The 22,291-nt window shown below is 48.6% G+C and carries 29 protein-coding genes; 15 read left to right on the forward strand and 14 right to left on the reverse strand.

Features of this window, described 5'->3' with window-relative positions; all coding sequences use genetic code 11:
- A partial coding sequence (locus tag EV12_RS00925; RefSeq protein WP_152562974.1) for a tetratricopeptide repeat protein occupies window positions 1-515 on the forward strand: 515 nt, incomplete at its 5' end.
- Between the two features lie 113 nt (window positions 516-628).
- Here EV12_RS00925 and EV12_RS14880 read toward each other — a convergent pair.
- From EV12_RS14880 to EV12_RS00940, 4 genes are read right to left on the reverse strand one after another with little or no spacing between them, the layout of a single operon-like run.
- A complete protein-coding gene (locus tag EV12_RS14880) occupies window positions 629-883 on the reverse strand; it encodes an excalibur calcium-binding domain-containing protein (protein ID WP_342626225.1) in 255 nt (84 codons plus the stop codon).
- Between the two features lie 6 nt (window positions 884-889).
- Window positions 890-1,228: a thermonuclease family protein gene (locus tag EV12_RS14485; protein ID WP_241466513.1), complete on the reverse strand. Its 339-nt coding sequence runs from the start codon at window positions 1,226-1,228 to the stop codon at window positions 890-892.
- A gap of 15 nt (window positions 1,229-1,243) precedes the next feature.
- Window positions 1,244-2,032 (reverse strand): S1 family peptidase, encoded by a 789-nt coding sequence (locus EV12_RS00935; RefSeq protein ID WP_036910905.1) that lies wholly within the window; start codon window positions 2,030-2,032, stop codon window positions 1,244-1,246.
- Window positions 2,029-2,541: a COP23 domain-containing protein gene (locus EV12_RS00940; protein WP_241477262.1), complete on the reverse strand. Its 513-nt coding sequence runs from the start codon at window positions 2,539-2,541 to the stop codon at window positions 2,029-2,031. Before EV12_RS00940 ends, EV12_RS00935 begins: the two co-directional genes overlap by 4 nt.
- A gap of 46 nt (window positions 2,542-2,587) precedes the next feature.
- Here EV12_RS00940 and EV12_RS13840 point away from each other — a divergent pair, with 46 nt between their 5' ends.
- A complete protein-coding gene (locus EV12_RS13840) occupies window positions 2,588-2,725 on the forward strand; it encodes a hypothetical protein (RefSeq protein WP_193742098.1) in 138 nt (45 codons plus the stop codon).
- A 29-nt stretch (window positions 2,726-2,754) separates the two neighbouring features.
- On the opposite strand, the gene EV12_RS00945 is transcribed toward EV12_RS13840, so the two are convergent.
- The 3 genes from EV12_RS00945 to EV12_RS12845 form a co-directional block, all read right to left on the reverse strand.
- Window positions 2,755-3,246: a hypothetical protein gene (locus tag EV12_RS00945; RefSeq protein ID WP_052039488.1), complete on the reverse strand. Its 492-nt coding sequence runs from the start codon at window positions 3,244-3,246 to the stop codon at window positions 2,755-2,757.
- Between the two features lie 100 nt (window positions 3,247-3,346).
- Complete coding sequence (locus EV12_RS00950) at window positions 3,347-5,659, reverse strand: ATP-binding cassette domain-containing protein (protein WP_052039489.1); 2,313 nt, start codon at window positions 5,657-5,659, stop codon at window positions 3,347-3,349.
- A 10-nt stretch (window positions 5,660-5,669) separates the two neighbouring features.
- Window positions 5,670-6,452 (reverse strand): neutral zinc metallopeptidase, encoded by a 783-nt coding sequence (locus tag EV12_RS12845; RefSeq protein WP_052039490.1) that lies wholly within the window; start codon window positions 6,450-6,452, stop codon window positions 5,670-5,672.
- A 190-nt stretch (window positions 6,453-6,642) separates the two neighbouring features.
- Between EV12_RS12845 and EV12_RS00960 the strand changes: the two genes are divergently transcribed.
- The 8 genes from EV12_RS00960 to EV12_RS00995 all read left to right on the forward strand — a co-directional run bounded on the left by EV12_RS00960 (window position 6,643) and on the right by EV12_RS00995 (window position 15,602).
- Window positions 6,643-7,389, forward strand: a complete 747-nt coding sequence (locus tag EV12_RS00960) for a hypothetical protein (protein ID WP_036910909.1) — start codon at window positions 6,643-6,645, stop codon at window positions 7,387-7,389.
- A 151-nt stretch (window positions 7,390-7,540) separates the two neighbouring features.
- Window positions 7,541-9,367, forward strand: coding sequence for a serine protease (locus EV12_RS00965; protein WP_052039491.1), 1,827 nt, complete (start codon window positions 7,541-7,543; stop codon window positions 9,365-9,367).
- Between the two features lie 400 nt (window positions 9,368-9,767).
- Window positions 9,768-10,367: a DUF2939 domain-containing protein gene (locus tag EV12_RS00970; RefSeq protein ID WP_036910911.1), complete on the forward strand. Its 600-nt coding sequence runs from the start codon at window positions 9,768-9,770 to the stop codon at window positions 10,365-10,367.
- Between the two features lie 128 nt (window positions 10,368-10,495).
- Entirely contained in the window at window positions 10,496-11,830 is a 1,335-nt protein-coding gene (locus tag EV12_RS00975) for a protein kinase domain-containing protein (RefSeq protein ID WP_036910913.1), read from the forward strand.
- Between the two features lie 60 nt (window positions 11,831-11,890).
- Window positions 11,891-12,649, forward strand: coding sequence for a vWA domain-containing protein (locus EV12_RS00980; RefSeq protein ID WP_036910915.1), 759 nt, complete (start codon window positions 11,891-11,893; stop codon window positions 12,647-12,649).
- A complete protein-coding gene (locus tag EV12_RS00985) occupies window positions 12,646-13,530 on the forward strand; it encodes a protein phosphatase 2C domain-containing protein (RefSeq protein WP_036910917.1) in 885 nt (294 codons plus the stop codon). The genes EV12_RS00980 and EV12_RS00985 overlap by 4 nt, the downstream gene beginning before the upstream one ends.
- A 431-nt stretch (window positions 13,531-13,961) precedes the next feature.
- On the forward strand, window positions 13,962-15,200 hold the full coding sequence (locus EV12_RS00990) for a tetratricopeptide repeat-containing S1 family peptidase (protein ID WP_241466514.1): 1,239 nt from the start codon (window positions 13,962-13,964) through the stop codon (window positions 15,198-15,200).
- A 219-nt stretch (window positions 15,201-15,419) separates the two neighbouring features.
- Window positions 15,420-15,602 carry a hypothetical protein gene (locus tag EV12_RS00995; RefSeq protein ID WP_036910922.1) on the forward strand — a complete coding sequence of 61 codons (183 nt, stop codon included), beginning with the start codon at window positions 15,420-15,422 and terminating at the stop codon, window positions 15,600-15,602.
- Window positions 15,603-15,662: 60 nt separating this feature from the next.
- Here EV12_RS00995 and EV12_RS01000 read toward each other — a convergent pair whose 3' ends face one another.
- Complete coding sequence (locus EV12_RS01000; protein WP_241477263.1) at window positions 15,663-16,805, reverse strand: tyrosine-type recombinase/integrase; 1,143 nt, start codon at window positions 16,803-16,805, stop codon at window positions 15,663-15,665.
- Between the two features lie 213 nt (window positions 16,806-17,018).
- Here EV12_RS01000 and EV12_RS13845 point away from each other — a divergent pair, with 213 nt between their 5' ends.
- The 3 genes from EV12_RS13845 (at window position 17,019) to EV12_RS01015 (ending at window position 18,081) form a co-directional block, all read left to right on the forward strand.
- Entirely contained in the window at window positions 17,019-17,216 is a 198-nt protein-coding gene (locus EV12_RS13845; protein WP_152562330.1) for a hypothetical protein, read from the forward strand.
- Window positions 17,217-17,539: 323 nt separating this feature from the next.
- Window positions 17,540-17,740 (forward strand): hypothetical protein, encoded by a 201-nt coding sequence (locus EV12_RS01010; protein WP_036910928.1) that lies wholly within the window; start codon window positions 17,540-17,542, stop codon window positions 17,738-17,740.
- Between the two features lie 80 nt (window positions 17,741-17,820).
- The gene (locus EV12_RS01015; RefSeq protein ID WP_036910930.1) at window positions 17,821-18,081 is read left to right on the forward strand and encodes a hypothetical protein; all 261 of its coding nucleotides are present in this window, start codon (window positions 17,821-17,823) and stop codon (window positions 18,079-18,081) included.
- On the opposite strand, the gene EV12_RS01020 is transcribed toward EV12_RS01015, so the two are convergent.
- The 3 genes from EV12_RS01020 to EV12_RS01030 form a co-directional block, all read right to left on the reverse strand.
- Entirely contained in the window at window positions 18,072-18,344 is a 273-nt protein-coding gene (locus EV12_RS01020) for a DUF3303 domain-containing protein (RefSeq protein ID WP_036910953.1), read from the reverse strand. The genes EV12_RS01015 and EV12_RS01020 overlap by 10 nt on opposite strands.
- Window positions 18,345-18,423: 79 nt before the next feature.
- Complete coding sequence (locus EV12_RS01025) at window positions 18,424-18,765, reverse strand: DUF1330 domain-containing protein (RefSeq protein ID WP_036910932.1); 342 nt, start codon at window positions 18,763-18,765, stop codon at window positions 18,424-18,426.
- A gap of 226 nt (window positions 18,766-18,991) precedes the next feature.
- Entirely contained in the window at window positions 18,992-19,258 is a 267-nt protein-coding gene (locus EV12_RS01030; RefSeq protein ID WP_036910934.1) for a hypothetical protein, read from the reverse strand.
- 113 nt (window positions 19,259-19,371) lie between these two features.
- On the opposite strand from EV12_RS01030, the gene EV12_RS14495 reads away from it, so the two are divergent.
- Window positions 19,372-19,560, forward strand: a complete 189-nt coding sequence (locus EV12_RS14495; protein ID WP_255327639.1) for a DUF1651 domain-containing protein — start codon at window positions 19,372-19,374, stop codon at window positions 19,558-19,560.
- 191 nt (window positions 19,561-19,751) lie between these two features.
- On the opposite strand, the gene EV12_RS01035 is transcribed toward EV12_RS14495, so the two are convergent.
- Window positions 19,752-19,964, reverse strand: coding sequence for a hypothetical protein (locus tag EV12_RS01035; protein ID WP_036910936.1), 213 nt, complete (start codon window positions 19,962-19,964; stop codon window positions 19,752-19,754).
- A gap of 149 nt (window positions 19,965-20,113) precedes the next feature.
- Here EV12_RS01035 and EV12_RS01040 point away from each other — a divergent pair, with 149 nt between their 5' ends.
- A complete protein-coding gene (locus EV12_RS01040; protein ID WP_193742100.1) occupies window positions 20,114-20,404 on the forward strand; it encodes a guanylate-binding protein in 291 nt (96 codons plus the stop codon).
- Window positions 20,405-20,816: 412 nt separating this feature from the next.
- On the opposite strand, the gene EV12_RS01045 is transcribed toward EV12_RS01040, so the two are convergent.
- Together EV12_RS01045 and EV12_RS01050 are read right to left on the reverse strand one after the other, a co-directional pair.
- The gene (locus EV12_RS01045) at window positions 20,817-21,629 is read right to left on the reverse strand and encodes a VanW family protein (protein ID WP_036910941.1); all 813 of its coding nucleotides are present in this window, start codon (window positions 21,627-21,629) and stop codon (window positions 20,817-20,819) included.
- An 85-nt stretch (window positions 21,630-21,714) separates the two neighbouring features.
- Entirely contained in the window at window positions 21,715-22,128 is a 414-nt protein-coding gene (locus tag EV12_RS01050; RefSeq protein ID WP_052040517.1) for a transposase, read from the reverse strand.
- Window positions 22,129-22,291: the final 163 nt, after the last annotated feature.

A 22,291-nucleotide genomic window follows, 5' to 3' on the forward strand; every position in this document is an offset into this window, starting at 1 on the left:
TTGCGAAGGTTCTTTTAGGCGATAATAAAGGAGCAATTGCTGATTACAGCAAGGCAATCGCAATTGATCCGCAGTATTTCATTGCCTACACCAACCGTGGTTATCCCAAGGAGCAATTAGGAGATTATCAAGGAGCAATTGCTGATTACAACAAGGCAATCGCAATTAATCCGCAGTATGACACTGCCTACACCAACCGTGGTAATGCCAAGAGTGATTTAAAGGATTATCAAGGAGCAATTGCTGATTTCAACAAGGCAATCGCAATTAATCCGCAGTATGCCAATGCTTATGTTGGTCGTGGTAATGTCAAGGGAAAGTCAGGAGATTATCAAGGAGCAATTGCTGATTTCAGCAAGGCAATAGAGATTAATCCGCAGTATGCCCGTGCCTACAACAACCGTGGTGCTGCCAAGGGTATGTCTGGCGACATGCAAGGAGCATGTGCTGATATCAGGAGAGCATTATCTCTAGGTGCAAAAATACCGCCTGAAATACAAAGAATGTGTTTTTAATTAGGCAAAGAAGTGCAGCAATATGCGATGAGCAAATAAAGCTGCAACAATTCCATCAGGCCTGACAAGACCCACCTACCTAACCTGAGAAAAGCCTTTTAGTTTCGTTTTGCCTATCTAAGTGACTCGCATGCTTCACCATCATTATCCCGATCAAGATAAGTGTGGCCTTGCCTGAGCAGTTCCTGCGCTGCACTCCATGAGCTGATGTCTTTACAGCGATAACGCTTTCTCTTGCTGTTGCTCTGCTTGCTTTGCCTGTAGTTCCATGGACGCTGGATTCCACCAGGAACAGACCAAAACCCAATACCAGTTAATCGAGCCTTGCTCTCTAGGCGAGCGTAGGCCTGGCGATCACACCCTCCGATGTACTGCTAATAAACAAAGGCATTCCCCGATGACACCAACGATTGATTGATGTTGCTGACACTACGAATGACTTCCGCAACAGTTCTGCCATAACGATCAGTCGCCTTAACTCGCAGGCTTACATCCGTCCCAACTGGTAGGAGACTCTTCAGTGCTTGGCGTGCTGTTATGCCGTAGGGCAATTGCGAGGTTTCTGGTGCATCAATGCAGGCAAGACGAACTTTGATTCTTCGGTTGCCTTCAATAACGGTGAGGGTATCTCCATCCCCAACTGAGATCACTACTGCTGCATTGGAAGCAACTGGCCAAAGAGCAATCAGGAGAACGAGAAGGGCCTTACCCATAGTCAACTCAAAGGTTTATGGAACTCGCGTGCCTTGATCGGAACAAGTTCTATCAACGTCTTCTGTGGCTATCGATTCTTTGAACGTCTCAACGACGCTTCCTATTGCTTCTTTGATTTGCTGAAGCGATAGGCCTAGTGCCACCAGATCCAGCTGCTTATTGAGTTTTGCTGTCACAGGCTTGCCGGATTGGTACTTTCGATTGGCATCCCACAGTGGTTCCTGATGGGCAGCATTAATGCCAATCAATCGATCGTTGTCATCAAAAATCCCACCGCCACTCATACCTTTATCTATTTCGCTTGTGTAGGTGAGTGTGTAGCCACCTTCCAGTGGCTCGCTTAGCAAAGGAATCGTTAGGCCTGCACGTTCGACGTACTCCTGAGTCGCCGGGTACCCCGTAGCGATCACAAGCCTGATTGGCTCGCCAAGGCCTCCTTCATCGGAAGCAAGTGTTACCACCTTCTCCTTCTCTTCTCCAGCGTTAAACCACAACAGAGCCAGGTCCAGGTCGTCATTGTTGTTCGCCAAAGGAATCACAACCCCCTGATAACGACCTCCACTAGTGCTTTCGATGCAGTGCCACTCTCTCTTCTCGAGAACATGCTGATTGGTGACCACCCAATAGCCAGCTTCGCTTTCTTTGATAATCACACCAGAGCCGTGTTGCTCTCCGCTACGGATCCGCACCGTGCTGGCCTGACGCGGATTCTCAAAGGCGTGGCTAGAGATCGTTAATCCAAAGGTTGCCGCTGTAGCAATGCCGCATATGAGTGCGACTGCTTTTGCTCTGCGCGGGTTCACCAAAGTGGTTCAGTCGTAGCTGCTGATGGGCTTATGCCAGCTTTCGCATCCAGCACATCACTCATTTTGATGTACAGGCGACCGGTCGTTTCATTCAATGGTCCTTTCGCCTTTGTCCTTACATCAAGGAGATCAGCAAGGGTCTTGCTTGGGTTTTGTCCTGGCTTGAGCGTGTACAGCAGACCTTCACAGGCACCACCGTTGCTCGCGGCTGTGCAGATGATTGCTTGACCATTCATCCGACCAGTCGTCAGATACTGCAGACGGCCTTGCTTGCGATAGAGCTCAAAGCGCTCTGATACAGCCTGGCAGCGCTTCTGTTGAGACCAACCAGCAGCATTAAACGTTGAGCTGGTCCAACGGATAACAGGAACGCTCTTGCCGCTTGCTGTCTTAGCAAGGGTTGTTGGAGCGCCAGAGGCTTGGCCGCAGTAGAAGCTACTGGCGCCTGCAGCGTTGACCGTTTTTGGAACAAGGGAGTCAACGCCAATAAACGCGCCCGCTCCCATCAGGGAACAAGCAGCAACAGAGGAAAGACTCTTCACAAGGCTATTCATGGGTCTTGGTCAATTCGTTGCTCTGATTATCCCAACAAAACAAGGCAGCTTTCATCCCCTAAATGGGGGATTTGCTGGCAGTAGAAAGGCTTCAACCACTGCCCGACAACGATCGATCGGCATCAATGCAGGATGACTTGCTGCAGAGCACCTTCAATTTCTGGGCTAATTAGATTGGCTGCTGCTTCCTAAAAACTCATCCAAGTCCAATATTTTTATCCCTTTCAAGTTGCTCTTATCAGGATTTGTTTTCCATTGATCCAAGATATCGGTTAATGGAATATCTATAAATGTATTAGCAGGCAAGTCGAGAATAGAAGCGCTGCACAACTTGACAACAATCTCACTGTCATCACCAAATTCACCACGTAATATCTCGACAATGACGCCAAAGGCCCTGCCAGAGGCTTCCGTCTGTTTGATCAGACATTTCGCCACTGGCTTGGCAAATTCCTTGCAGGCTGGCTTCATTGTCTCTCTAAGAGCATCATTATCTCCAGCAGTAAGTTCCACGCATCTTTTGGCCAGGCGTCTCTCTAATCGTGGACGACCCAACCAGAACAGTGGCGATAAAAGACCAGCCTGCACAGGCAACGCCAAACCAGATGTAGCCAAGATTGCTATCAAAGCAGAATGGAGAGCTGTTTTTCTCTTCATTGGTGGCATCATGCTAGGTGCTTGTGTAAACGACGAGAGAGTTGATTGTCATCTAGCTCTTAGCTCCCCATGATCTGAGATAAGGGTTGCCAATCTTGGCTTAGCGATTGTGTTTTAAAAACAGTAGAGAGCCCAATGTTAGCAGTAAAAAAGCAGCACACTGAATAGCCATGAGCATGAATGAGGCATGCAAATTACTTAAAGTTGCTTCGTAGGCACTGGCGCCAGGAACCATGTCTAACCCAGCCTGACCACCTGGAATCAACTCAGTGATATCAGAGTAAATTCCCATAGCTTTCATCGCCCAGCGGCTTGTTATTAATGGGTAAATATCATCAGCAGTTTTGCTGAGTGTAAACAAAACCCCACCAAAGATGAGCTGAGGTATTAATAGCAATGGGGCGATGCTGCTGGCTTGCTGACTGTTCTTAACTAGGCTCGATGTCATCAAGGCCTGCGATCCAATCGTAACCAGAGTTGTAAAGCAAACCAAGGCGATTGACCATGGCCAGTTGAGGAATGTTGTATCTGGAGAATCAAAGAAGATCTTGACAGCGGCCAGAATCAATAGGGACTGAACAATGGCCTGCAACACCATCACAATGATTTTTGCACTTAGGTAAGACTCCGGAAGCAGATTGAATGAACGCTCCCGCAGGAATATTCCTCGTTCTTTTACAAGCGACTGAAGCGATGTCGAAAGTCCAACCCAGATCGTGGCGCAAATAATTACAAAGAGGACTCTCAATGCATCGGGATATGTCCTGGCGTCAATGGCATCTAGGTTTGAGAATATCTGCCTGTTACTTGCAGCAAAAGCAATCATCAGAACTGCCAAAGGTGCTGTAATTGCATTAAGAACCAGTGAGGTGCTATCTCTAAAAGTAAGGATTGCATCGCGAGAGAGCAGTGTGCGGAACTGTTGAATAGCAAGTCCAAATCGTCCTGCTCGTTTGCTTTCGATTGATCGTGACGTAGAACGAGATCGATTGGAAATGTTCGGCAAGACTTTTAAGCTCTCTGCTCGATAGCTATCAGCTATTGCGGCAATCTCTTGTTCACTGCGCTCTAGGTATTGATAGATATCAGAAAAATCGCCGCTCAACTTGAAATGATCAAGACACTGGCTAGGCGGGCCGGCATAGCAAAGGTGGCCTCCACGGCCCAGGAAAACAACCTGATCACAAAGCATCACGTTGTTGGTCGCATGTGTCACCAATGCCACCGTTCGCCCCGAGTCAGCAAGGCTTCTCAGTAATTCCATCATCCGTTTGTCAAGCCCAGGATCGAGGCCAGATGTGGGCTCATCAAGAAACAGGATCCGCGGATCGGCAATCAACTCGACGCCGATACTCACCCGCTTGCGTTGCCCACCGCTCAGTTCACGCACCAATGCCTTACGGCGATGGCTGATTTCCAATTCAGCCAACACACGTTCAACTGCTGCGCGTTGCTCTTCCACATCCGGAAGCTTCAGTCGCGCTGAATAGCGCAAAACCTCTTCCACAGTGAGATCAAGGTGAACAATGTCGTCTTGTGGAACGAAGCCAATTTCCTGCTTGATGGCGCCATAGGTCTCCCGCAACTCGTTGCCGTTGACCAAAATCTGGCCTTGATAGTCAAGGTTCTGGCCCACGATTGTGGTTAGCAGGCTTGATTTACCTGTTCCACTGCCGCCAACAAAGGCAACAAGCTGCCCGGGTTCAATGGAAAGGTTGCTGCCACTGATTCGACCCTTGAGCCAAAGATCGCGCACATCAATTCGATAGCTTTTGCCGCTGGTTTGGCGACTTAGCCAAGGGTTACTCCATACAAAGACTGTGGTTCCAACCTTGATCTGATCGCCATCCCTTAATCGCATTTGGCGATTGACCGGCCGATCATTCACAAAGATGCCGTTACGGCTTTGATCAAGCAGAACGACGTCATTGCCAGAGCGATTAATCGAGCAATGCAATCTCGATATCGTTGGGCCGCTCAATTTGACGTCACAGTCCAGGCCACGGCCCATCGTCAGGCTTCTGCCCTCTAACTGCCATTGACGCTGCTGATCAGCTGATGAACCTTGACTGGTGTGAGGGGCATCTGAAAGAACAGCCAGTCGCACTGAATCTTTGATTTGACTGCCAATTTGCAGCTCATCACCAAGACGCAAGCGTGTCCAACGATCTGCAGGGAGATAACCGCAGTTGAGCTGAGTTCCATTGGTACTCGGCTTGCCAGCAACCCCATCACGAACCGCCAGGCTTCCATCACTGTTGACCTGCAAGCTCAGATGTAGAGCCGAAAGCAAGGTCCAATCCTTGGGCAAGCTGATGTCTGCATCAGGCGAACGACCGATGCTCAATGCACCAACAGGCAAAGAGACGTTGGTCTCCTCGTTGCGACAACGACAAAAAAGAACAACACTCATCTTTTTGTATTCAGAGTCCTTCCAGCAACTTCTGGCCGCGATCAATCAAGTTATCAATCGTGGCAGGGGCATTTTCAATAGCCCTATCAACTTGATCGGGAACATCATCGAGGGTCTTTCGCCAATTGCGTTGATTCGATGCCCAACATGCATTGAGGCTTCCCTTGTTGTAACCGAACTGGAAAACAGCTCCCCGCATGCCAGGTGTTCCATGCCAAGACCTCTCCTGCACTGAATAATCACCAATGCTTTCCAGGAAATCCCTTGATTTAGCAATTTGCTTTTCAGAAAGTGTAATTGGTGTAGCCCGGCGCATATAAACACCTGCAATACAATCGGCTTGCAGCTCATCAAACACGACTGACCAAACTGCATCACTCATAAAGCCAGCGATAGCATGCTGCCTGCCATGGGCAAACTCATGGGCAACCAGTGTTGCGATTGCAGCTAGGCCATATCTTTGTTCGATGAGACTAAGATTTTTTTGTGAAATCAATATCTTCCGATCTAAACGACAGTAAAAAGCTTCCCAGTCGCTATTTGTACTCTTTTTTTCTTCTTTGCAGGCTGTTGGAGTTCCTGCTGGAGCAGGGACAACAAGGGTTACATCTCTAACCATTGGGTCGTAGACCTTGATTAAACCTTCGCTTGCCCTAGCCACTCCAACGGCTGTATAGCTCTGAGCATTTGCTTGTTGACAGAATGGAGCGAGGCCAACGAGAAGGGTTAGAGAAGATTTCCAGCATCCTTTCCAAAGCAATTGATTAATGGTGTTAATAGTCGATCTGGTCATGAGATTAATCAGCGATGATTGGTGTGCTATCAATTCAACCAACTGCTTGACAATTGGCTATTGAATGAGAAGTCGTCCAAATCCTTCGATTGATCGATTGGTGAATCTGGACTGTTGATCTGATCAGATAGAAAAAGTCTCCTGGTATGTTGACTATTATCGCTCACAAGAACAACATCGCTGGTGATGCATGTCGACGCAGGCTTCTGATCAACAGCTTGGCCAGCGCTTTGCCCAGCTTTTAAAGACTCGACGACCAGTTGAGCTGAAAACGGCCTTAAATCTGCTGCAAGACCTTATGGGAGCTGATATCTCCCTGCTTCCTTCTATTCGTCTTCTGGCATCGCAACCAACATTCCTTGGCTTTCTCAACACACAGCCAGCAGAAGTTTTGTTGCCCCAGCGCGATGCCTTGCTGGTCAACGCCAAAGAACTATTGGCTCCAGCTCAAATCACACGCATTGCCAATTTCCTTGATGGTTACTTGGGTGCTAACAATCCAGCCTCTCAATCAACGCCAGCATCTGACCCTCAGATGCCCTTTAAAGACAAAGCAGCACCAGAACCATCGTTCCCAAAGGTGTTGAGCCAGCCATCCGAGGAGTTACCTGCAACCCTTGTTGATCCCTTCCCAGCACCATCAAGTCCACCTAGCAATAGCAACCAGGCTTCTGCTCAAAGAGTCGGTAACAAGCCATCCCTGCCATACGGCTTGCTTTGGGTTGTACTGGTGGCAATTGCTGCTGTCGTTGCGTTGTTAAAAGTTCCAGCACTATGTGAGCCCTTTGAGCTTTGCTCCTCTAGTGGCAGTGACAAAGAACAGCAAAGTGAAGAGATCGAAGTCGAGAACCCTCCCGTTAACGAGACAGAGCCTCCTCCAGCACCTCGACCTGAGCAACAAAGACCAACAGCCGATAGAGAAGAGCCTTTGTGGTAATCCCCTCTGGGGCAAGCTCAGGAAGTAAGAAACAGAGAAATAGATAACCAATATTGTCACTTAAGCCAATTATTTTGATGATTTAACTAGGGCTGTCTCTGATTACATAAACACGCCCACCTACGCTTAAAGAAGCAGAGCACTCCCATTGATGTCTCGTCGCACTACTGCACTTGCTGCTGCCCTTTCATTGCTGCCATTGGGGCAACCACTGCTCCTGGGCACTCTTGGCATCACAACAGCAACCACAGCAATAGTTCTTCAAGCACCACCAGTAGTTGCCCAGGACTCGTCTGCTCTTGCAAAGGTCGCCAAGGCAATCACTGTTCGCATTGAAGGTGCCACTCAAGGTTCAGGCGTTCTGGTGAAGAGAGAAGGCAATCGATACACGGTGCTCACGGCATGGCATGTAGTCGAGGACAACAATCCTGGAGAAGAACTAGCGATCTTTACTCCTGATGGCAAAGAACACCAACTAGAGCAAGGAAGCATCCAGAGATTGGGGCAGGTGGATATGGCAGTGCTCTCCTTCTCTAGTGGCAGTTCTTATGAGGTGGCAGCAGTAGGGGATATCAAAAAGGTCAAACACGATCAACCCATTTATGTCGCAGGTTTTCCTTTAAACAACTCACAAAACCTCCGTTATGAACCTGGAGAGGTGGTTGCTAATGCAGAAGTAGGAATTGATCAGGGTTATCAACTTCTTTATGACAACAAAACAGAGAGTGGAATGAGTGGTGGAGTTCTGCTCAATGCAGATGGCGAGTTAATTGGTCTTCACGGAAGGGGTGAGCGCAATGAGCAATCATCTTCTGGAAAGGAGTTTATTGCAAAAACAGGCGTTAATCAAGGTGTGCCAATTACTTACTACAACCTTTTTGCTAGTGGTGCTCCTGTTGTTGTTGCCAAGACCACTGCAACGAGTGCTGATGACTATTTGGCACAAGCAAGAGCATCAGCAGGGATAAAGGGAAGGGAGCAGACAGTTATTCGTCTTGCTGAACAATCGTTGAAGTTTAGAGAAAGTGTAGAAGGATACTTTCTTATTGGCACTAATAAGAATGAATTAGGAGATCAGCAAGAAGCAATTGCTGATTTCAACAAGGCAATCGCAATTAATCCGCAAATTGCCCCTGCCTACAATAACCGTGGCAAGGCCAAGATGGATTTAGGAGATAATCAAGGGGCAATAGCTGATTACAGCAAGGCAATAGCAATTAATCCGCAGTATGCCTATGCCTACACTAACCGTGGATCAGCCAAAATGATGTTAGGTGATCTTCAAGGAGCAATTGCTGATATAAACAAGGCAATTTCAATTAACCCGCAATTTGCCGGTGCCTACTCCAAACGTGGCGTCGCAAAGTTTGATTTAAGAGATTATCAAGGAGCAATTGCTGATTACGATAAATCGATAGACATCAACCCTGAGGACACCCTGGTGTATCAGCTCCGTGGGATTGCCAAGGCTAAAACGAATGATCATCAAGCAGCAATATCTGATTACACCAAGGCAATCGATATTGATCCTCAAGCTGCCTCGGCATATTCATTTAGAGGTATGGCCCGGTTCAAATTAGGAGATTTTCAAGGAACAATTGCTGATTACAGCAAGTCACTAGAGATTAATCCTCAGAATAAATTTGGTTACTACAATCGTGGCATGGCTAAGAAGAAATTGAAGGATTACCAAGGAGCAATTGCTGATTACACTAAGGCAATAGAGATTGATCCACAGTATGCTGATGCCCACTATCAAAGTGGTCTTGTCAATTTTGTTTTAAAAGATTATCTAGAAGCAATTGATAATTTCAGCAAGACAATAGAGATTGATCCAAGGAATGCCGGGGCATATGAATTCCGTGGTATGATGAAGTGGGTATCTGGTAATAGACAAGCAGGTTGTTTGGATATAAAGAAGGCATCTTTACTTGGCAAGGAAAGTGCTACTAGTTTCTTCAATAAATCATGTCGTTAATAATACGATCAAGTGGTAAAGGCGCTGATTCAAGCCTAGGAGTGCTTGATACCCCAATAAGCAAGAAGGAGCAATTACCCTTTATTCCTAACAAGCGTCAACGCAATTTTTGACTGTAGTTTCGTCAATAATTGCGTTTCTTTTTGCTCATCAGCATTTGACAGTATCTCCAACACCTGCTGAATATCAAGACCGATCGCAACTTGATCAGCTGTATGCGATGGCTATAAAAAAGCGGCATCTCTTGGAGATGAAATAACAGCAAAATGGTTAAACAGCGAAGAAGATGCCTGGTGCCGAAAAATGCGATGAGGGCATAAGACATAACTATTCGCCAATCTGTTGTTCCGCTTCAACTAACCCGATGGGTGATATTTTTTAAATCAAGTAGGATTGAACGATGAAAATCAATGTTGAGCTCAACCTGAGACAGCTTGGTTGGCCAGCCCTTGCTGCCGGCTTGGCTTTTGGTGCATATGTTTACGCTAGCCCATACCTAGCGATTTATTCATTTAAGAGTGCTCTTGAAAGTAAGGATCCAAGCGGAGCTTCTGAATACATTGATTTCCCATCTGTTAGATCCAGCCTTAAAGAGCAAATCAAATTGGAGCTAGGCAAGAAAATACTTGGCGAATACTCAGACAATCCCCTTGCTTTTTTAGGGATGGCGATTGTGAATCCCCTGATCGATGGTGTCGTAAATACAACCGTGACGCCATCTGGATTGAGAATGTTGTTTTATGAGGGCGAGCTTTCACAGACAGATGATCTTCCAGAGGTTTCAGGGAAAATTGAACCAACAACAACTAATTCGGTGAATTCAGACAATTCTGATCAACGATCAAGTTTTAAATACCACTACACGTCCTACAACCGCTTTGTTACCAGTAATTATTTTAATGATACAGACGACAAGGTCGCTGGTATTTGGCGCAGAAAAGGGCTTGTTAATTGGCAGTTGATAGCGATTGAGTTACCTGATGGGATATGGACAGATTAGACATGTCAAGCTCTTTATTTCTCATCAATAAGCCATTAGATCATCAGCATGAGTATCTAATGGCTCCTGCAGCCTTTGAACATTCAGGCCAGAGTCCTCTAACAGCCTTGAAGACCATTGCTAGATAAATGAACTGGATCTTGCCAGAAGGCCGATCACTTGATTTCAAAGGCCTCTCAACTCCTTTAACAGTTGTGCGTGGCCTTGGTGGTGGCGGGCAGGGGCAGGTCTTTGAAGTGAATGTCGCTGGAGAGCATTTAGCGCTCAAGTGGTATTTCCCAAATTGTTTGGCACGAGATCCATCCCTGCCAAAACGACTTGCTGAAAGCATTCGTGCAACGGCGCCCAACAGTGACTTCCTCTGGCCCATTGCCCTACTAAGGCCAACAGCAGCAACAGCTGTTGGCATCAACCTTTCAGAACCCGGTTGCGGTTATCTGATGGGATTACGGCCACCAGCTTTTGTAGGAGCGATCGAGCACTACAGCGGTCGCATCGAGATCAGCTTGAAAAACGTTCTTAGAGCAGGTTTCTTTTTGGCTGATGATTTTCATGATCTGCACAGCAAAGGCCTCTGTTACAAGGACATCTCACTGGGAAATATTTTTCTTGACCCTGCCACTGGCAGCATTTTGATTTGCGATAACGACAACGTTGATATCGATGGTCGTGAGCTAAGCAGTGTGCTTGGCACTCCAGGCTTCATTGCTCCAGAAGTGCTGATGGGTCGAGCACGCCCAGGCACCAATAGCGACCTGTTTTCATTAGCAGTGCTTTTGTTCCGCCTGCTCACCAGGCACGATCCCCTCAAGGGTCAGATGGAGCTTGCTATCGATTGCCTTGATGAACCTGCACGGCGGCGGATCTATGGAAAGGATCCTGTTTTCATCTTTGATCCAGCCGATCAACGCAATCGACCCAATCCTCAAGAACACGCTGCTGCTTTGATCACTTGGCCGATCTATCCACTGGAGTTGCAAAAGCTTTTCTTGCAAACCTTCTGCAAGGGCATGAAATCACCAGCAAAACGAGCGCTTACAGGCCAGTGGAAAGAAGCTCTAGCTAAGACCATCGATCGCAGGCAGCTTTGCCATCAATGCGGGCAGGAGAACTTCCCCAATCAACCAGCAACACCGACTGAGTGTTGGCATTGCAGCAAACCGTTAAACAAGCCGCAGATCCTTAGGCTTGCTAATGGAGCTGTGACAGTGAGCGCTGATAACGAGCTTTATCCCCATCACTTTGATCCACTCAAACCACCGCAACTGAAAGCACCAGTTGCGCAGGTTCTGCAGCATCCAACTGATGCGAGCATCCTTGGATTGAAAAACCTCAGCAGTGAATCTTGGACAGCAATTTTGGCCAATGGCACCAAGACAACGATTGAATCTGGTAAAACCTGCAACCTTGCGGCACTGATTCAGCTCTACACGCCAATGGGTGATGTGATTCCCACCATCTGATCTTTCACTTTTACAAAACAGCTAAGCGCAGCTGCTCTCAACGCCCACCGCGAAGCCTCCATGCCTTTCCCCAACGTTCGCCTCACCAATCGCCCGCTGCATTTCATCTACATCTGCGATTGCTCTGGCTCAATGGCGGCGCAAGGGAAAATGCAGGCCCTGAATCAGGCCATCCGTCAGTCATTGCCGGGCATGGTGAAGGTGGCGCGTGATAACCCAGAAGCAAGAGTGTTGGTGCGCGCGGTCAGCTTTGCTGATAAAGCCAGTTGGCATATCTCAAAGCCCACAGCAGTGGATCAACTGCAATGGGTTGATCTTCAAGCTGGTGGCATTACGGCCATGGGTGAAGCGCTTGAACTGGTCGCAACTCAGCTCAGTAGCCCGCCGATGGAAGAGAGAGCCTTACCACCAGTGTTGGTGTTGATCTCTGATGGCCAACCCACTGATGATTTCGATGCTGGGCTCAAACAGTTGATGAATCAAATGTGGGCACAAAAAGCCGTGCGTTTGGCCATTGCTCTTGGTCATGACGCGAACATGGATGTTCTGCAGGATTTCATTGGTGCTGATCCTGGAGGCGACAGTCAGACCGGACGCTCAATGCAAGGAGTAAGCACCTCAGCCAGAAAGCCATTGCAAGCAAGTAATGCAACAGCATTGGCGCAGTACATCGAGTGGGCATCTACTGCCGTTGTTGGTGCAGCATCGATGCCCGTAAGCCGTACGCAAGGATCAAATAGTGAAGGCAATATCCCTCTGCCTGATTTACCTCCAACCTTGATTGACCCCATTGACGGTGTGGGGCCTGTGGTTTGGTGAACTGGCAACCTCCCGTCTATCGCAGCCTCATCGGTGCAAGTCATCGGCGCAAAGGCGTTGTGTGTCAGGACTCTTCCTTAAGCGCCAGTTTTCGTAGCAGAAGTGGAGTGCCAATCAAGGTGATGGTTGTGGCTGATGGCCATGGCGGTGCTCGTTATTGGCGCAGTGATGTTGGCAGCAAGCTTGCGTGTGAAATTGCCATTCAGCAAGCTCGAAAAGATTTAGGTAGGAGACTTCTTCGCTGGTCAGCTCCTTCAAGGTCGACGTTGTCCGAATGGCATCAATGGCTCAAGCGTGATCTCCCGGGAAAGGTAGTGCAGAAATGGCGTTTCGCTGTAGCCAATGACTGGCGGAGGTTTGATAAAACCCCAGAACAGGAAGCAGAAGGGTTTTCTCTTTACACCTACGGAAGCACACTTGGTTTAGTGGTTCTTACTCCTCACTGGTGGGGGTGTACAGGCATCGGTGATTGGGATCTAGTACGCGTTGAAGCCAATCAGGGTTCAGGGTCAAGCAACGCAGAGATAATCAACAGCGAAGACTCTCTTGGGATCAAAGGGGAATCGACCTTCAGTCTTTGCAAAAGCGATGCTCTATTGCACTTCGCTGAACGGAGCACGGTGCAAAGCATTGATCGCAATGAGCCTCCATACGCTTTGATGCTCAGTACTGATGGCATCCGTAAATCCTGTTCTGCTGACTTCGATTTCCTGACGCTGGCGCACTATTTAGTAAGCGAGGCTCCCACTGAAAGTGATGGCGGTGAATGCCATGAATTGGATGAGGGTTTAGATCGAATCACAACTGAGGGAAGTGGTGATGATGTGAGCGTGGCCATTGGCATCCACGGGCCGTTAAAGCTGGAGGACGCTGCAGCCTGATGATGAGATCAACTCGCACTACTGCTCTTGCTGCTGCTTTGTATTTTCTGCCACTACTTGCCTTGATTTGATCTCCTGGATTGCTTACCAAAGCAAGTTCTTGGCTTGTGATATCACCCATTTGGGGGATGTAGAAAGTGGCCTTAGCTAATAGGTTTGATTCAAGGCCAGTTCAGCTTATGGAAATATTTACTAAAGAGCGCCAATCAATGATTGACCTCAAACGAGACAACATGAAATCAGTCAAACCATTTGGTCTGTGGACTAAAGGATGGGGGTATTCATTGAAACGCCGTTCTAGTGCTCTTGCTGCTGCTTTATCACTGCTGCCTTTAGGGCAACCACTGCTACTGGGCACCCTTGGCATCACAACAGCAACCACAGCAGTCGTTCTTCAACAGACACCAGCAATTGCTCAAGATGCATCAGCAGTGGCACGTATCGCCAAGGCAATCACTGTTCGCATAGAAGGTGCCACCCAAGGTTCAGGGGTACTGGTGAAGAGAGAAGGAAATCGCTACACGGTGCTCACGGCATGGCATGTAGTTAGTGGTAATAGACCAGGAGAGGAACTTGCAATCTTTACGCCTGATGGCAAAGAGCACCAACTAGAGCAGGGAAGTGTTGAGCGTCTAGGGCAGGTGGACATGGCAGTGCTGACTTTTAGTAGTCCTGGTGCTTATGAGGTTGCAAATGTTGGTGATGTGAATAGTGTCAGTAGTGGTAATCCAATCTTTGTATCAGGGTTTCCATTACCGACATCAGCAGTTCCAACCTCCATCTGGCGGTTTCTAGATGGCAAGTTGATTGCTAATGCGACCGTTGCCATCCCTAACGGTTATCAATTGCTTTATTCCAATCCAACTCTTCCTGGTATGAGTGGTGGATCAGTGCTCAATAGACAAGGGAAGTTAGTTGGTATTCATGGCAGGTCAGAAAAGGATGATCAGGTGAGTATGAGCACTGGCAAGGCAGTTTCTACTGGCATAAATCAAGCAGTGCCGATTTCTTATTACAAGCAATTTGATACTGGGCAAGCAGTTGTTGCTTCTAGGACGCAGGCAACAAGTGCTGATGACTATTTGGCACAAGCAGAGAAGGTATTAGGGAATACTCATAATAAAGTCTATGGCAATTGGGTAAATGAAGAAGATGGATTAGAGATTATCCGACTTGCCAATAAGGCATTGGAACTAGAGCAAAGTGCAATGGGATTTTTCCTCCGTGCATATGTAAAACAACACGCATATCGCTATGACAAAGGGAAGGATCGCAGTTATAAACTTTATGATGACCACGATGCTATTGCAGATTACGACAAGGCAATAGCGATTGATGGGAGTCACAAGCATGCCTTTTTATATCGGGGCAACGCAAGATTGTACGGGGATCTGCAAGATTATGGTCGTGCGATCTCTGATTATAATGCAGCAATAGAGATTGATTCACTTTTTGCCAAAGCATATTTCATGCGTGCACAGATCAAAGAGACATTGAAGGATTATCAAGGAGCACTTTATGATTACACTAAAGTCATCGAAATCGAACCAAGAAATGCTTATGCCTTTAAGGAGCGTGGACGAGTTCGTCATACCCTTGGCGACAAAGAAGGTGGCGATGCCGATTGGCGCAAGGCAGTAGAGATTGATCCATATATCTGGGGTGCATAAAATACTTTTGGTTACAAATAGCATTTATTTTGGTGACAAAATCGTCTCATTTGTCAATGCTAAAAAGACAGCATTATGAGATAATCTCTATATGTAAATAGGATAAATATCGAAGCAGATGCCTAGTGCCGCAATATGCGATGAGTGCATCAAACAACAGCACTCAACCAAGACCCAATAAGACCTTCCACCTACTCTTAAACCAGCAGCACCCAGCAGATGCCAGGCAGAACCACTGCACTTGCTGCTGCCCTGTCTTTGCTGCCACTAGGACAACCATTGCTCCTTGGCACTCTTGGCATCACAACAGCAACCACTGCAGTAGTTCTTCAACAGACACCAGCAGTTGCCCAGGACTCGTCTGCTGTTGCCAAGGTCGCCAAGGCAATCACTATTCCATAGCTGTTGTACTACACAATCTTTTATACGCTGGAGTCTCTTGCACAGAGGGCTGGGAGTGAATCAGCACGCCAAAGAAAGGTTCGCTTCTGCATAGATGCTCGCAGTGTTGTCCGGCTTGAAGCGTGCATAGTTCTGCATATGAACTTCGATTGTGTGTCCCATTGCCTCTGCGATCTGAGCTATCGCAATGCCTCTAGCATGGCTTGCCTTGGCGTATCGGTGACGAAAGGTATATGGCGTGAGCTCTTCCCCGTTTTCTTTAGCTTCCTTGACCAGACTCTTCCAAACAGGCTTACGCCGTAAATAAGTCCTCAAGGCTTCACCACCCTTGCCTGGCATCCCAAGGGGAGGCAGTTCTTCTTTGATCCTCAGCCGAGACTCAAGCTTCCAATCGATCACAGTTGCTTGATGATCTCTAAGTAGAAGAGGGTGTAGACGTCTTGGATCGGTCTTCTCTCCTTTCCTGCCTCCCTTTGACTTGCGATAAATAGACCAAAGCTCTGCTCCATGGCTACCGTTCTTGATCTTTAGCCAACGCAACTCTTCTGGCCGTAAGCCATAAACCGCACATAACTGCAATGCAAATCGCCAACGCTCATCTGGCAATGACTCAATCAACCGAAGAATCTGAGCATCTGTCAGTGGGTAGCCAACACGTTTGGGCTTAAGGATTTCAGGTTGATGCTCAGGTGGCAGAAAGCAGCGTTTTAGATGCCCTCGCTCTACGGCCCATCGCAAAAAACTATCTAGGTTGCGACGCATGATCTGCCTCTGACGACTGCCGTGTGGCCATTGTTCAAGGGCTTCTAGGCATAGTTCATGTCCATCTTTTGGTCTCCGGCCAGCCTCCATCAGTCGTTTGGCATGGCTCAAAACAGGGACATACTTCTTGCGCCAGGTGTTATCACTAGCCTGAGGTCGTGACTTACGAAAACCACTAACCATTTCATCAAACATGATCACCTGATGACTCGATGATGTGTCAACAATCTCTGAAGCAATCTTCAGGGTGATGTCTGGATTTTCGATATAGCGCTTAAAAATTTGCCGAATCCGTTCAAGTGCATCTGCAGCTCCTTGGTCTGTCCAGTCGTAAGGAAGGCTGACTGATTGTTCTGTTATTCCACGATCATCTCGTACTTGTAGACGAAACCTTCCACGATTGTTTTTCACGCACCAGTTCGGCGCAGTGGATTGCTTCATCAATGCACGAAAACCTGCAATCCACTGATTTGCGCTACGAGCGCTTGCCATTCATCAACGCCGATCACTTCTTTAAGTTACCGCTGCTTGTCCGATTCTGCGCCCTGACTGCGCCCTGGAGGCCCCTATCAGTTGATTCCACCTGCTAACACCTGAAGACAAGATCCAGAACATAACTGGGTTTTTAGGACTTGATCACTGCCCCAACTCACTATGCCAGTTCCTTTGGGAGCACTAGGTCGCAGGTTCGAATCCTGTCGCCCCGACTGGTTTCTCGATGGTTGGGCCACCAGCTTGTGCGCAAGACGTGCGCAAGCCATGACCTTTTTGCGCACACAGGCCCAAAAAAGGTGGTGCATGCAAGAACTCAGCCCGAAGGGAGAAAAGAGCAAACAGCCCCTCGTAGGCTGAAGTAAGCACAGATCGCTCCTCCACACCAAACGAAAACATCAAGGCTTAGAGGGCTAAAGCTCCCGTGCTCCTCAGGCTGAATAGATCATCAAGGCTGGGCTGCAGTTCCCTTGGTGGATTTGACGGGACGAATCAGAAGAGTCTGCAGCGTCAGGTCGTAATCGAGGCATCGGTTGCAACAGACCGGAGACGCTTATGCAACTGATGTGGAGGGCAAGACCATCTGAGATGTCCCTGATGGTCCCTGATCGACTGCTGCCTCATCTAAAGAGAGCGATTGGTTAGCGAATAGCTGCTGATCGCTCTCTGGCGGTTGAGGTTGATTGGAGACCCTTGTGGACAACTTTTCTCTAATTGGCACTGCTCAAGCAGCCAAACATCTTGGTGTGTCGATGAGCTGGCTTAGTTCAAAGAAGTCAGCCTGTGAATTCATTGCTGGTGAACATTGGATCTATGCCACTGGAAGCCCTGGTGGACGAGTGCTTTGGAACGTCAATGCCATCTGTCAATGGCAAGTCGAGTAAACCAAGTTATATGCCAATAAACAGCAAGATCTTGCGAGTGAAATTGAGATTTACTCGCTTGCCTCTGCTGGGGAGGTTGTATGAGCCCTTACAACTGCAGCAATTCCAATGGAGATCTTGTTCGAGTTCTCCCAATACAGACGCTGGGTGAGTTGATGTTTCACCACAGGATCAATCCTCAGCTATTCGCTCCAGGAGCGATCACTCTTGGTAAGGACGAAGGCTGGGAGCAGGGTGTTGAACGTCATGACGATGTCAGCCCCAGCTTCCCCAGGGACCCTTGCTGGTTCCCAACTGGACTGTGGCCTTGCACCACTCATTGCTCTAGAGGTCAGCTATAAACCTTTCCAATCAATGGACCTGCCTGATCATCAGTAAAAACGGGAGTCACTTCCCAGTCAAGGAACTCAGCCCACTCAGCCGCATGCTCATAGCAGACTCCAGCGTCGTCGGTTTCGACAATGATCCAGCCCTGTACAGAGCCTGGTGCGTGAAAGCGCTGCCAAGACTTGCACTCAGGCATAGGGGCACCTGTAGCAAGGAACTTACGAGCTGCTTTCTCATGAAAGCCAGTTTTAAACGTCCAATGCATCAGGAAGGTCATGTCAAACAAAAAAAGCATCAGCCTTCTAGTCGATTTACTTCAAAGCTGATGTCACCCAAGTAACAGTTTCAAGAAACGACTACTTACCCATTGCTCTCCTTAGCTTTGCTGCTTCATCCATACCTTCCATGATCGTGAAGGTTGCATTCTCTGTGGCTGCGTTACGGATTTTGCTTAGCTCTTGATACTCAGCTGATTCATAAGCATCGACTGCTGCTCTCATCGAAGGGAACTCACAAATAACTGCCAAGTTCGCTCCTTCTGTCTTCTCTTTCCCTTGAGGCTCTGTGTCTTTAGCAAAAACCCTTCCATCCACTTCCTTAAGCCAAGGGCCAACCTTCTCTACGTACTCAGCAAACAACTCTGGATTGGTGACTGTTGAAGTGCTGATCCAGTAACCCTTAGCGCCTTTCTTGTCCATGCATAGCATCTAAAAACCCCTAGAGCTTCGCACTTGACTCGTGTATTGGGTTTGTTGCCAATTTTCCTAGTGGGTTCCAATAGGGAAAGGGTTTTAACAGATAAGACCTGGCGTCGAGGTCCTAGTTACAACTGCTGAGTCGGCGACTGAGGGGTCCCGACATCCACCGGAGAGCGGAGGCCCCTCGACTGGCAGCTTCGGATGAGGGTGGGAGTTCTTTCTCTCTTTATCGGGCTTCGTCGTCTTCAGGAGGTGTTGGAGGAGGAATTGTGCCTGAGCCTTCTAACGCTTCTCCGACCAGAGCAATCTCTTGAGGAGTACTCGGCAGGTGGAAAACACCAGAAAGCAGCTCACCCGCACGATCCCGCAAGGTGTCGTCACCAGTCTCTTCGGTAAATCGCACAGTGTCTTTAATCAGTTGGATCAACTCAGCGTCAACCTCATCGGACGCTACCCAGCGTTCGAACAACTCATTGAAGTAGGTCTCATTCATCGTCTTCACTTTCAAAAATTTCAAAAGGGGATCCCTGCTTCCTTCACCTCCAACTCCAGCTTGAGCAGGGCCTTTTCATCAGAGAGATTCCCAGTTGGGTCTTCAAATGGTATCTGCGCTTTAAAGATGTTCTCGGCCGTAGTTACTTAAACCGCCACATCGAAGTGATCAAAGGCCGCCCAATGAAGGGCGAGCCCGCTTTGCTGAAAACCAGGATGATCTATCACCACGTTGATGATGCCAGGGCGCTATGGAAAAGACTGCCAAAAGAGGGCTGGAGGGTCACGTCAGCCCAATGGTGAGGTTCCTGTCACCCCCCTGCCCATAGTCCAGTGGTAGCAGTCAGGACCTTGGCTTTTGCTCGAGAAGCTCTTTCAAGATTTCCTTTTGCCTGGCAGCAGCGAGCTTGTACCCCCTTTCGAGATCTGTTTGTGCTGGTTCCTCCTTTGGAGCCTCTTTTCTCTTACGACGACCGAATATCCCGGTTATGGACTTACTGAGCATCTAGGTGCCGGAAGGCTTGCTCAGTTGATGTTCTCACATGGCCAGCTATGGCAAGAACAGGCGTAAGCGTGCATAGCGAGAGAAGAAAGGGATCGAGAACCGCATTGCTGACCATCAGGAGGTCAGCCAGCCAAACGAGGGGCAGTTCTAGGTCATCGACACGATCACAGGAGAGAAGCCTCCGTTCTTGAGACTTGCCCAAGCAATGCAGCCCTGTTCTTCCCTCAAAGATGCGATGGATTGATCGATTGATTTTTGTCGCGAAAACCGTACTCGTGACGTTTAAGACGGGATGTCTAACGCCGACCGGCCCTGGTTCTCACTACCTTTTTGGTTCGGTCGCACCTTCTGATGGCGTCATGCTGTAGAGGTCTTGAACTGAACGACATGTATTCACTATTCAACGAAGTCTTCAACGCTCCTTTTGGCTACACCATCCCCCGTGATCGCGTTGTTGTGATCTCTGACTCGGAGTACAAAGCTGCACAGGAGCGTCAAAATGCTGAGCACGTTACTCGTCTTGAAGCACGCAAGCTCGACCATCTCTCAGTTGTTGAACAGCTCGAGAAACAAATCGCCGAATTGCAGCCTGCCCTGCCAGAGGCCAAGCCAGACAAAGAGTTAGCGGCCACCAAAGAGTGACCGCTAGCGCAGGGTGGTGCGGGACCTATCCGGATTGGTTTCTAGGGATACAGCGGGCCTGTGAAAACCCGCTTAAAAACGAAACGCCTACCTGAACCCCCCATCCAGATTCGGGGGGTTCTTTTTTATGTTCTTAGAAGCAAAAAATGCTTGTACGATCCAGCCCCTGAGTGGTGCGAAAGGGTATTGCTGGGGCATTGAGAGACGCTTGATCAAAAGGAGCAATTCTGCCTACTGACGCCTTATTGTTGATTGCTTAGACCTAGATCAGAAGTCCGAGGACGTAGAAACCCAGAAAACCTGTCCTGGACTTGAGGGCATCCAACGCGGGTGCCCTTCTTGATGAGCAGGTTTTGGCTTCGCCATCAGAGAGAACTCATCACATCCGCAGCCTGTGTTCAATATCGCTGCATCATGGCGCCGCTTTCAGCAACGGCTCGTACATCATGATCGCGTGATTTTCCACCAGTAGCTGTTCCGTCTCATCACCATCGGATGCTGTGCAGATCCGATAGAGCTGATTGTGCCTCGAATAGCCGCCCCAGATCTGCTGCTGGATCCTGTGATGACGCTCCTCGACGCTGTAGATGCAGTCGTAATCCTCTTCACAGCAGAGTTCACCACGCAGATGGATGTGATCCAGCCAAAGATGAATCGCGAAGGAATAGGGCGTGTTGTTGGTGATCTGCAGATCCACATGGTTGTACGCCAGCGTTGCTCCGGCACCAAAGGGAATGGTTCGATTCACATCCGGGAACACATCAAAACCATGCCTCCAGCGCTCCGAAATCGTGAGCGGACTGTGGGCCGCCATCCAGAACAGCAGATTTCCCAGCTGACAGAGCCCTCCTCCTGTCCCCCTGGACACCCTGCCCTGATTCAGCACCAGACCTTCCAGATAGCCCTTCCGTCTAGTGGGTCGTCCGACCAGCTTCCACACGGACATTGTTTCCCCCGGACGAATCAGGATTCGATCCAGTTGCGCAAGCGCTAGCTCCAGATTCCTGCGCTTGTTGTGCTGAAGCACCATATCCACATCCCTTAAAGGGCGCAGAATTAGAGACTGATGGCTGAATTTGCGGTGGCTTGCCGCCAGGCTGTCGCGTGTTGTTGCCCATTGCATGGAACCGAACAGCCAGTCGGCTTTGCGTCTAGCGATGTGATATTCCCGGCCCAACAGTTGTCGAACCCTGCTGCGGTGAATCGGTTTGGGAATTTCAAACATCGCTGAGCCCTGAGTTATCTCGTTTTGAGCCCACCAGGCTGTTCATTCTGACAAGTCTGGTCAAAGGCGAGGCTGGCTAAAGCGATCAGGCCTGCAAAAGAGCCATGGCTATTAATTTCAATAAATCATAAAAAAATAGGTGATCTTTGGGGTGGATCGGCGTTGAGAAATACTTGGCCTCCCAGAAGTGCCCACAACGACCGCTCAAGCGGTTCAAGGCCATGGCTGAGTACCAAGCGAACCAGTGCATCAACCTCGGCAAATCCTTGGCATCGGTTGGCTTAAGCAGCAAGTGAAGGTGGTTAGCCATCAGGCAGAGCCCATACACCCTCACAGCAAACTTCTGTTTGGCCTTTTTAAGGACCGCCAACAACAGATCACGCCTAAGGGCTTTGGCGATTAAGAACTGCCTGCCATTGCAGCGCAGCGTGATGTGAAAACTGCAGCCAGATGGCAGTAAGCGTTTTGCTCTCACCTTTGCTCCCATTTGCTCGAACATCTACAGCCTCAGAGCTGTTATTCCACTGATCACTAAATCACGCGTCGTCTGAGAGCACAGCCAGCTTCACACCAAGATCCGTAACGCGATTGAGACTTGGAGCCACCTGATGCAAACGGGCTCAGTGCGATGTTCATCTAGGTGGCAACAGCAGTTGATTGAT

The organism is Prochlorococcus sp. MIT 0701, assembly GCF_000760295.1.
Lineage (GTDB): Bacteria > Cyanobacteriota > Cyanobacteriia > PCC-6307 > Cyanobiaceae > Prochlorococcus.

Bases quoted from the DNA above. Each gene is read 5' to 3' on its own strand.
- EV12_RS14485 (WP_241466513.1), bottom strand. From the start codon at position 1,228: ATGGGTAAGGCCCTTCTCGTTCTCCTGATTGCTCTTTGGCCAGTTGCT.
- EV12_RS00940 (WP_241477262.1), bottom strand. From the start codon at position 2,541: ATGGGAGCGGGCGCGTTTATTGGCGTTGACTCCCTTGTTCCAAAAACG.
- EV12_RS13840 (WP_193742098.1), top strand. From the start codon at position 2,588: ATGGGTCTTGGTCAATTCGTTGCTCTGATTATCCCAACAAAACAAGGC.
- EV12_RS00945 (WP_052039488.1), bottom strand. From the start codon at position 3,246: ATGAAGAGAAAAACAGCTCTCCATTCTGCTTTGATAGCAATCTTGGCT.
- EV12_RS00950 (WP_052039489.1), bottom strand. From the start codon at position 5,659: ATGAGTGTTGTTCTTTTTTGTCGTTGTCGCAACGAGGAGACCAACGTC.
- EV12_RS12845 (WP_052039490.1), bottom strand. From the start codon at position 6,452: ATGACCAGATCGACTATTAACACCATTAATCAATTGCTTTGGAAAGGA.
- EV12_RS00960 (WP_036910909.1), top strand. From the start codon at position 6,643: ATGTCGACGCAGGCTTCTGATCAACAGCTTGGCCAGCGCTTTGCCCAG.
- EV12_RS00965 (WP_052039491.1), top strand. From the start codon at position 7,541: ATGTCTCGTCGCACTACTGCACTTGCTGCTGCCCTTTCATTGCTGCCA.
- EV12_RS00970 (WP_036910911.1), top strand. From the start codon at position 9,768: ATGAAAATCAATGTTGAGCTCAACCTGAGACAGCTTGGTTGGCCAGCC.
- EV12_RS00975 (WP_036910913.1), top strand. From the start codon at position 10,496: ATGAACTGGATCTTGCCAGAAGGCCGATCACTTGATTTCAAAGGCCTC.
- EV12_RS00980 (WP_036910915.1), top strand. From the start codon at position 11,891: ATGCCTTTCCCCAACGTTCGCCTCACCAATCGCCCGCTGCATTTCATC.
- EV12_RS00995 (WP_036910922.1), top strand. From the start codon at position 15,420: ATGCCAGGCAGAACCACTGCACTTGCTGCTGCCCTGTCTTTGCTGCCA.
- EV12_RS01000 (WP_241477263.1), bottom strand. From the start codon at position 16,805: ATGAAGCAATCCACTGCGCCGAACTGGTGCGTGAAAAACAATCGTGGA.
- EV12_RS13845 (WP_152562330.1), top strand. From the start codon at position 17,019: ATGCCAGTTCCTTTGGGAGCACTAGGTCGCAGGTTCGAATCCTGTCGC.
- EV12_RS01015 (WP_036910930.1), top strand. From the start codon at position 17,821: ATGAGCCCTTACAACTGCAGCAATTCCAATGGAGATCTTGTTCGAGTT.
- EV12_RS01020 (WP_036910953.1), bottom strand. From the start codon at position 18,344: ATGACCTTCCTGATGCATTGGACGTTTAAAACTGGCTTTCATGAGAAA.
- EV12_RS01025 (WP_036910932.1), bottom strand. From the start codon at position 18,765: ATGGACAAGAAAGGCGCTAAGGGTTACTGGATCAGCACTTCAACAGTC.
- EV12_RS01030 (WP_036910934.1), bottom strand. From the start codon at position 19,258: ATGAATGAGACCTACTTCAATGAGTTGTTCGAACGCTGGGTAGCGTCC.
- EV12_RS01040 (WP_193742100.1), top strand. From the start codon at position 20,114: ATGGCGTCATGCTGTAGAGGTCTTGAACTGAACGACATGTATTCACTA.
- EV12_RS01045 (WP_036910941.1), bottom strand. From the start codon at position 21,629: ATGTTTGAAATTCCCAAACCGATTCACCGCAGCAGGGTTCGACAACTG.
- EV12_RS01050 (WP_052040517.1), bottom strand. From the start codon at position 22,128: ATGTTCGAGCAAATGGGAGCAAAGGTGAGAGCAAAACGCTTACTGCCA.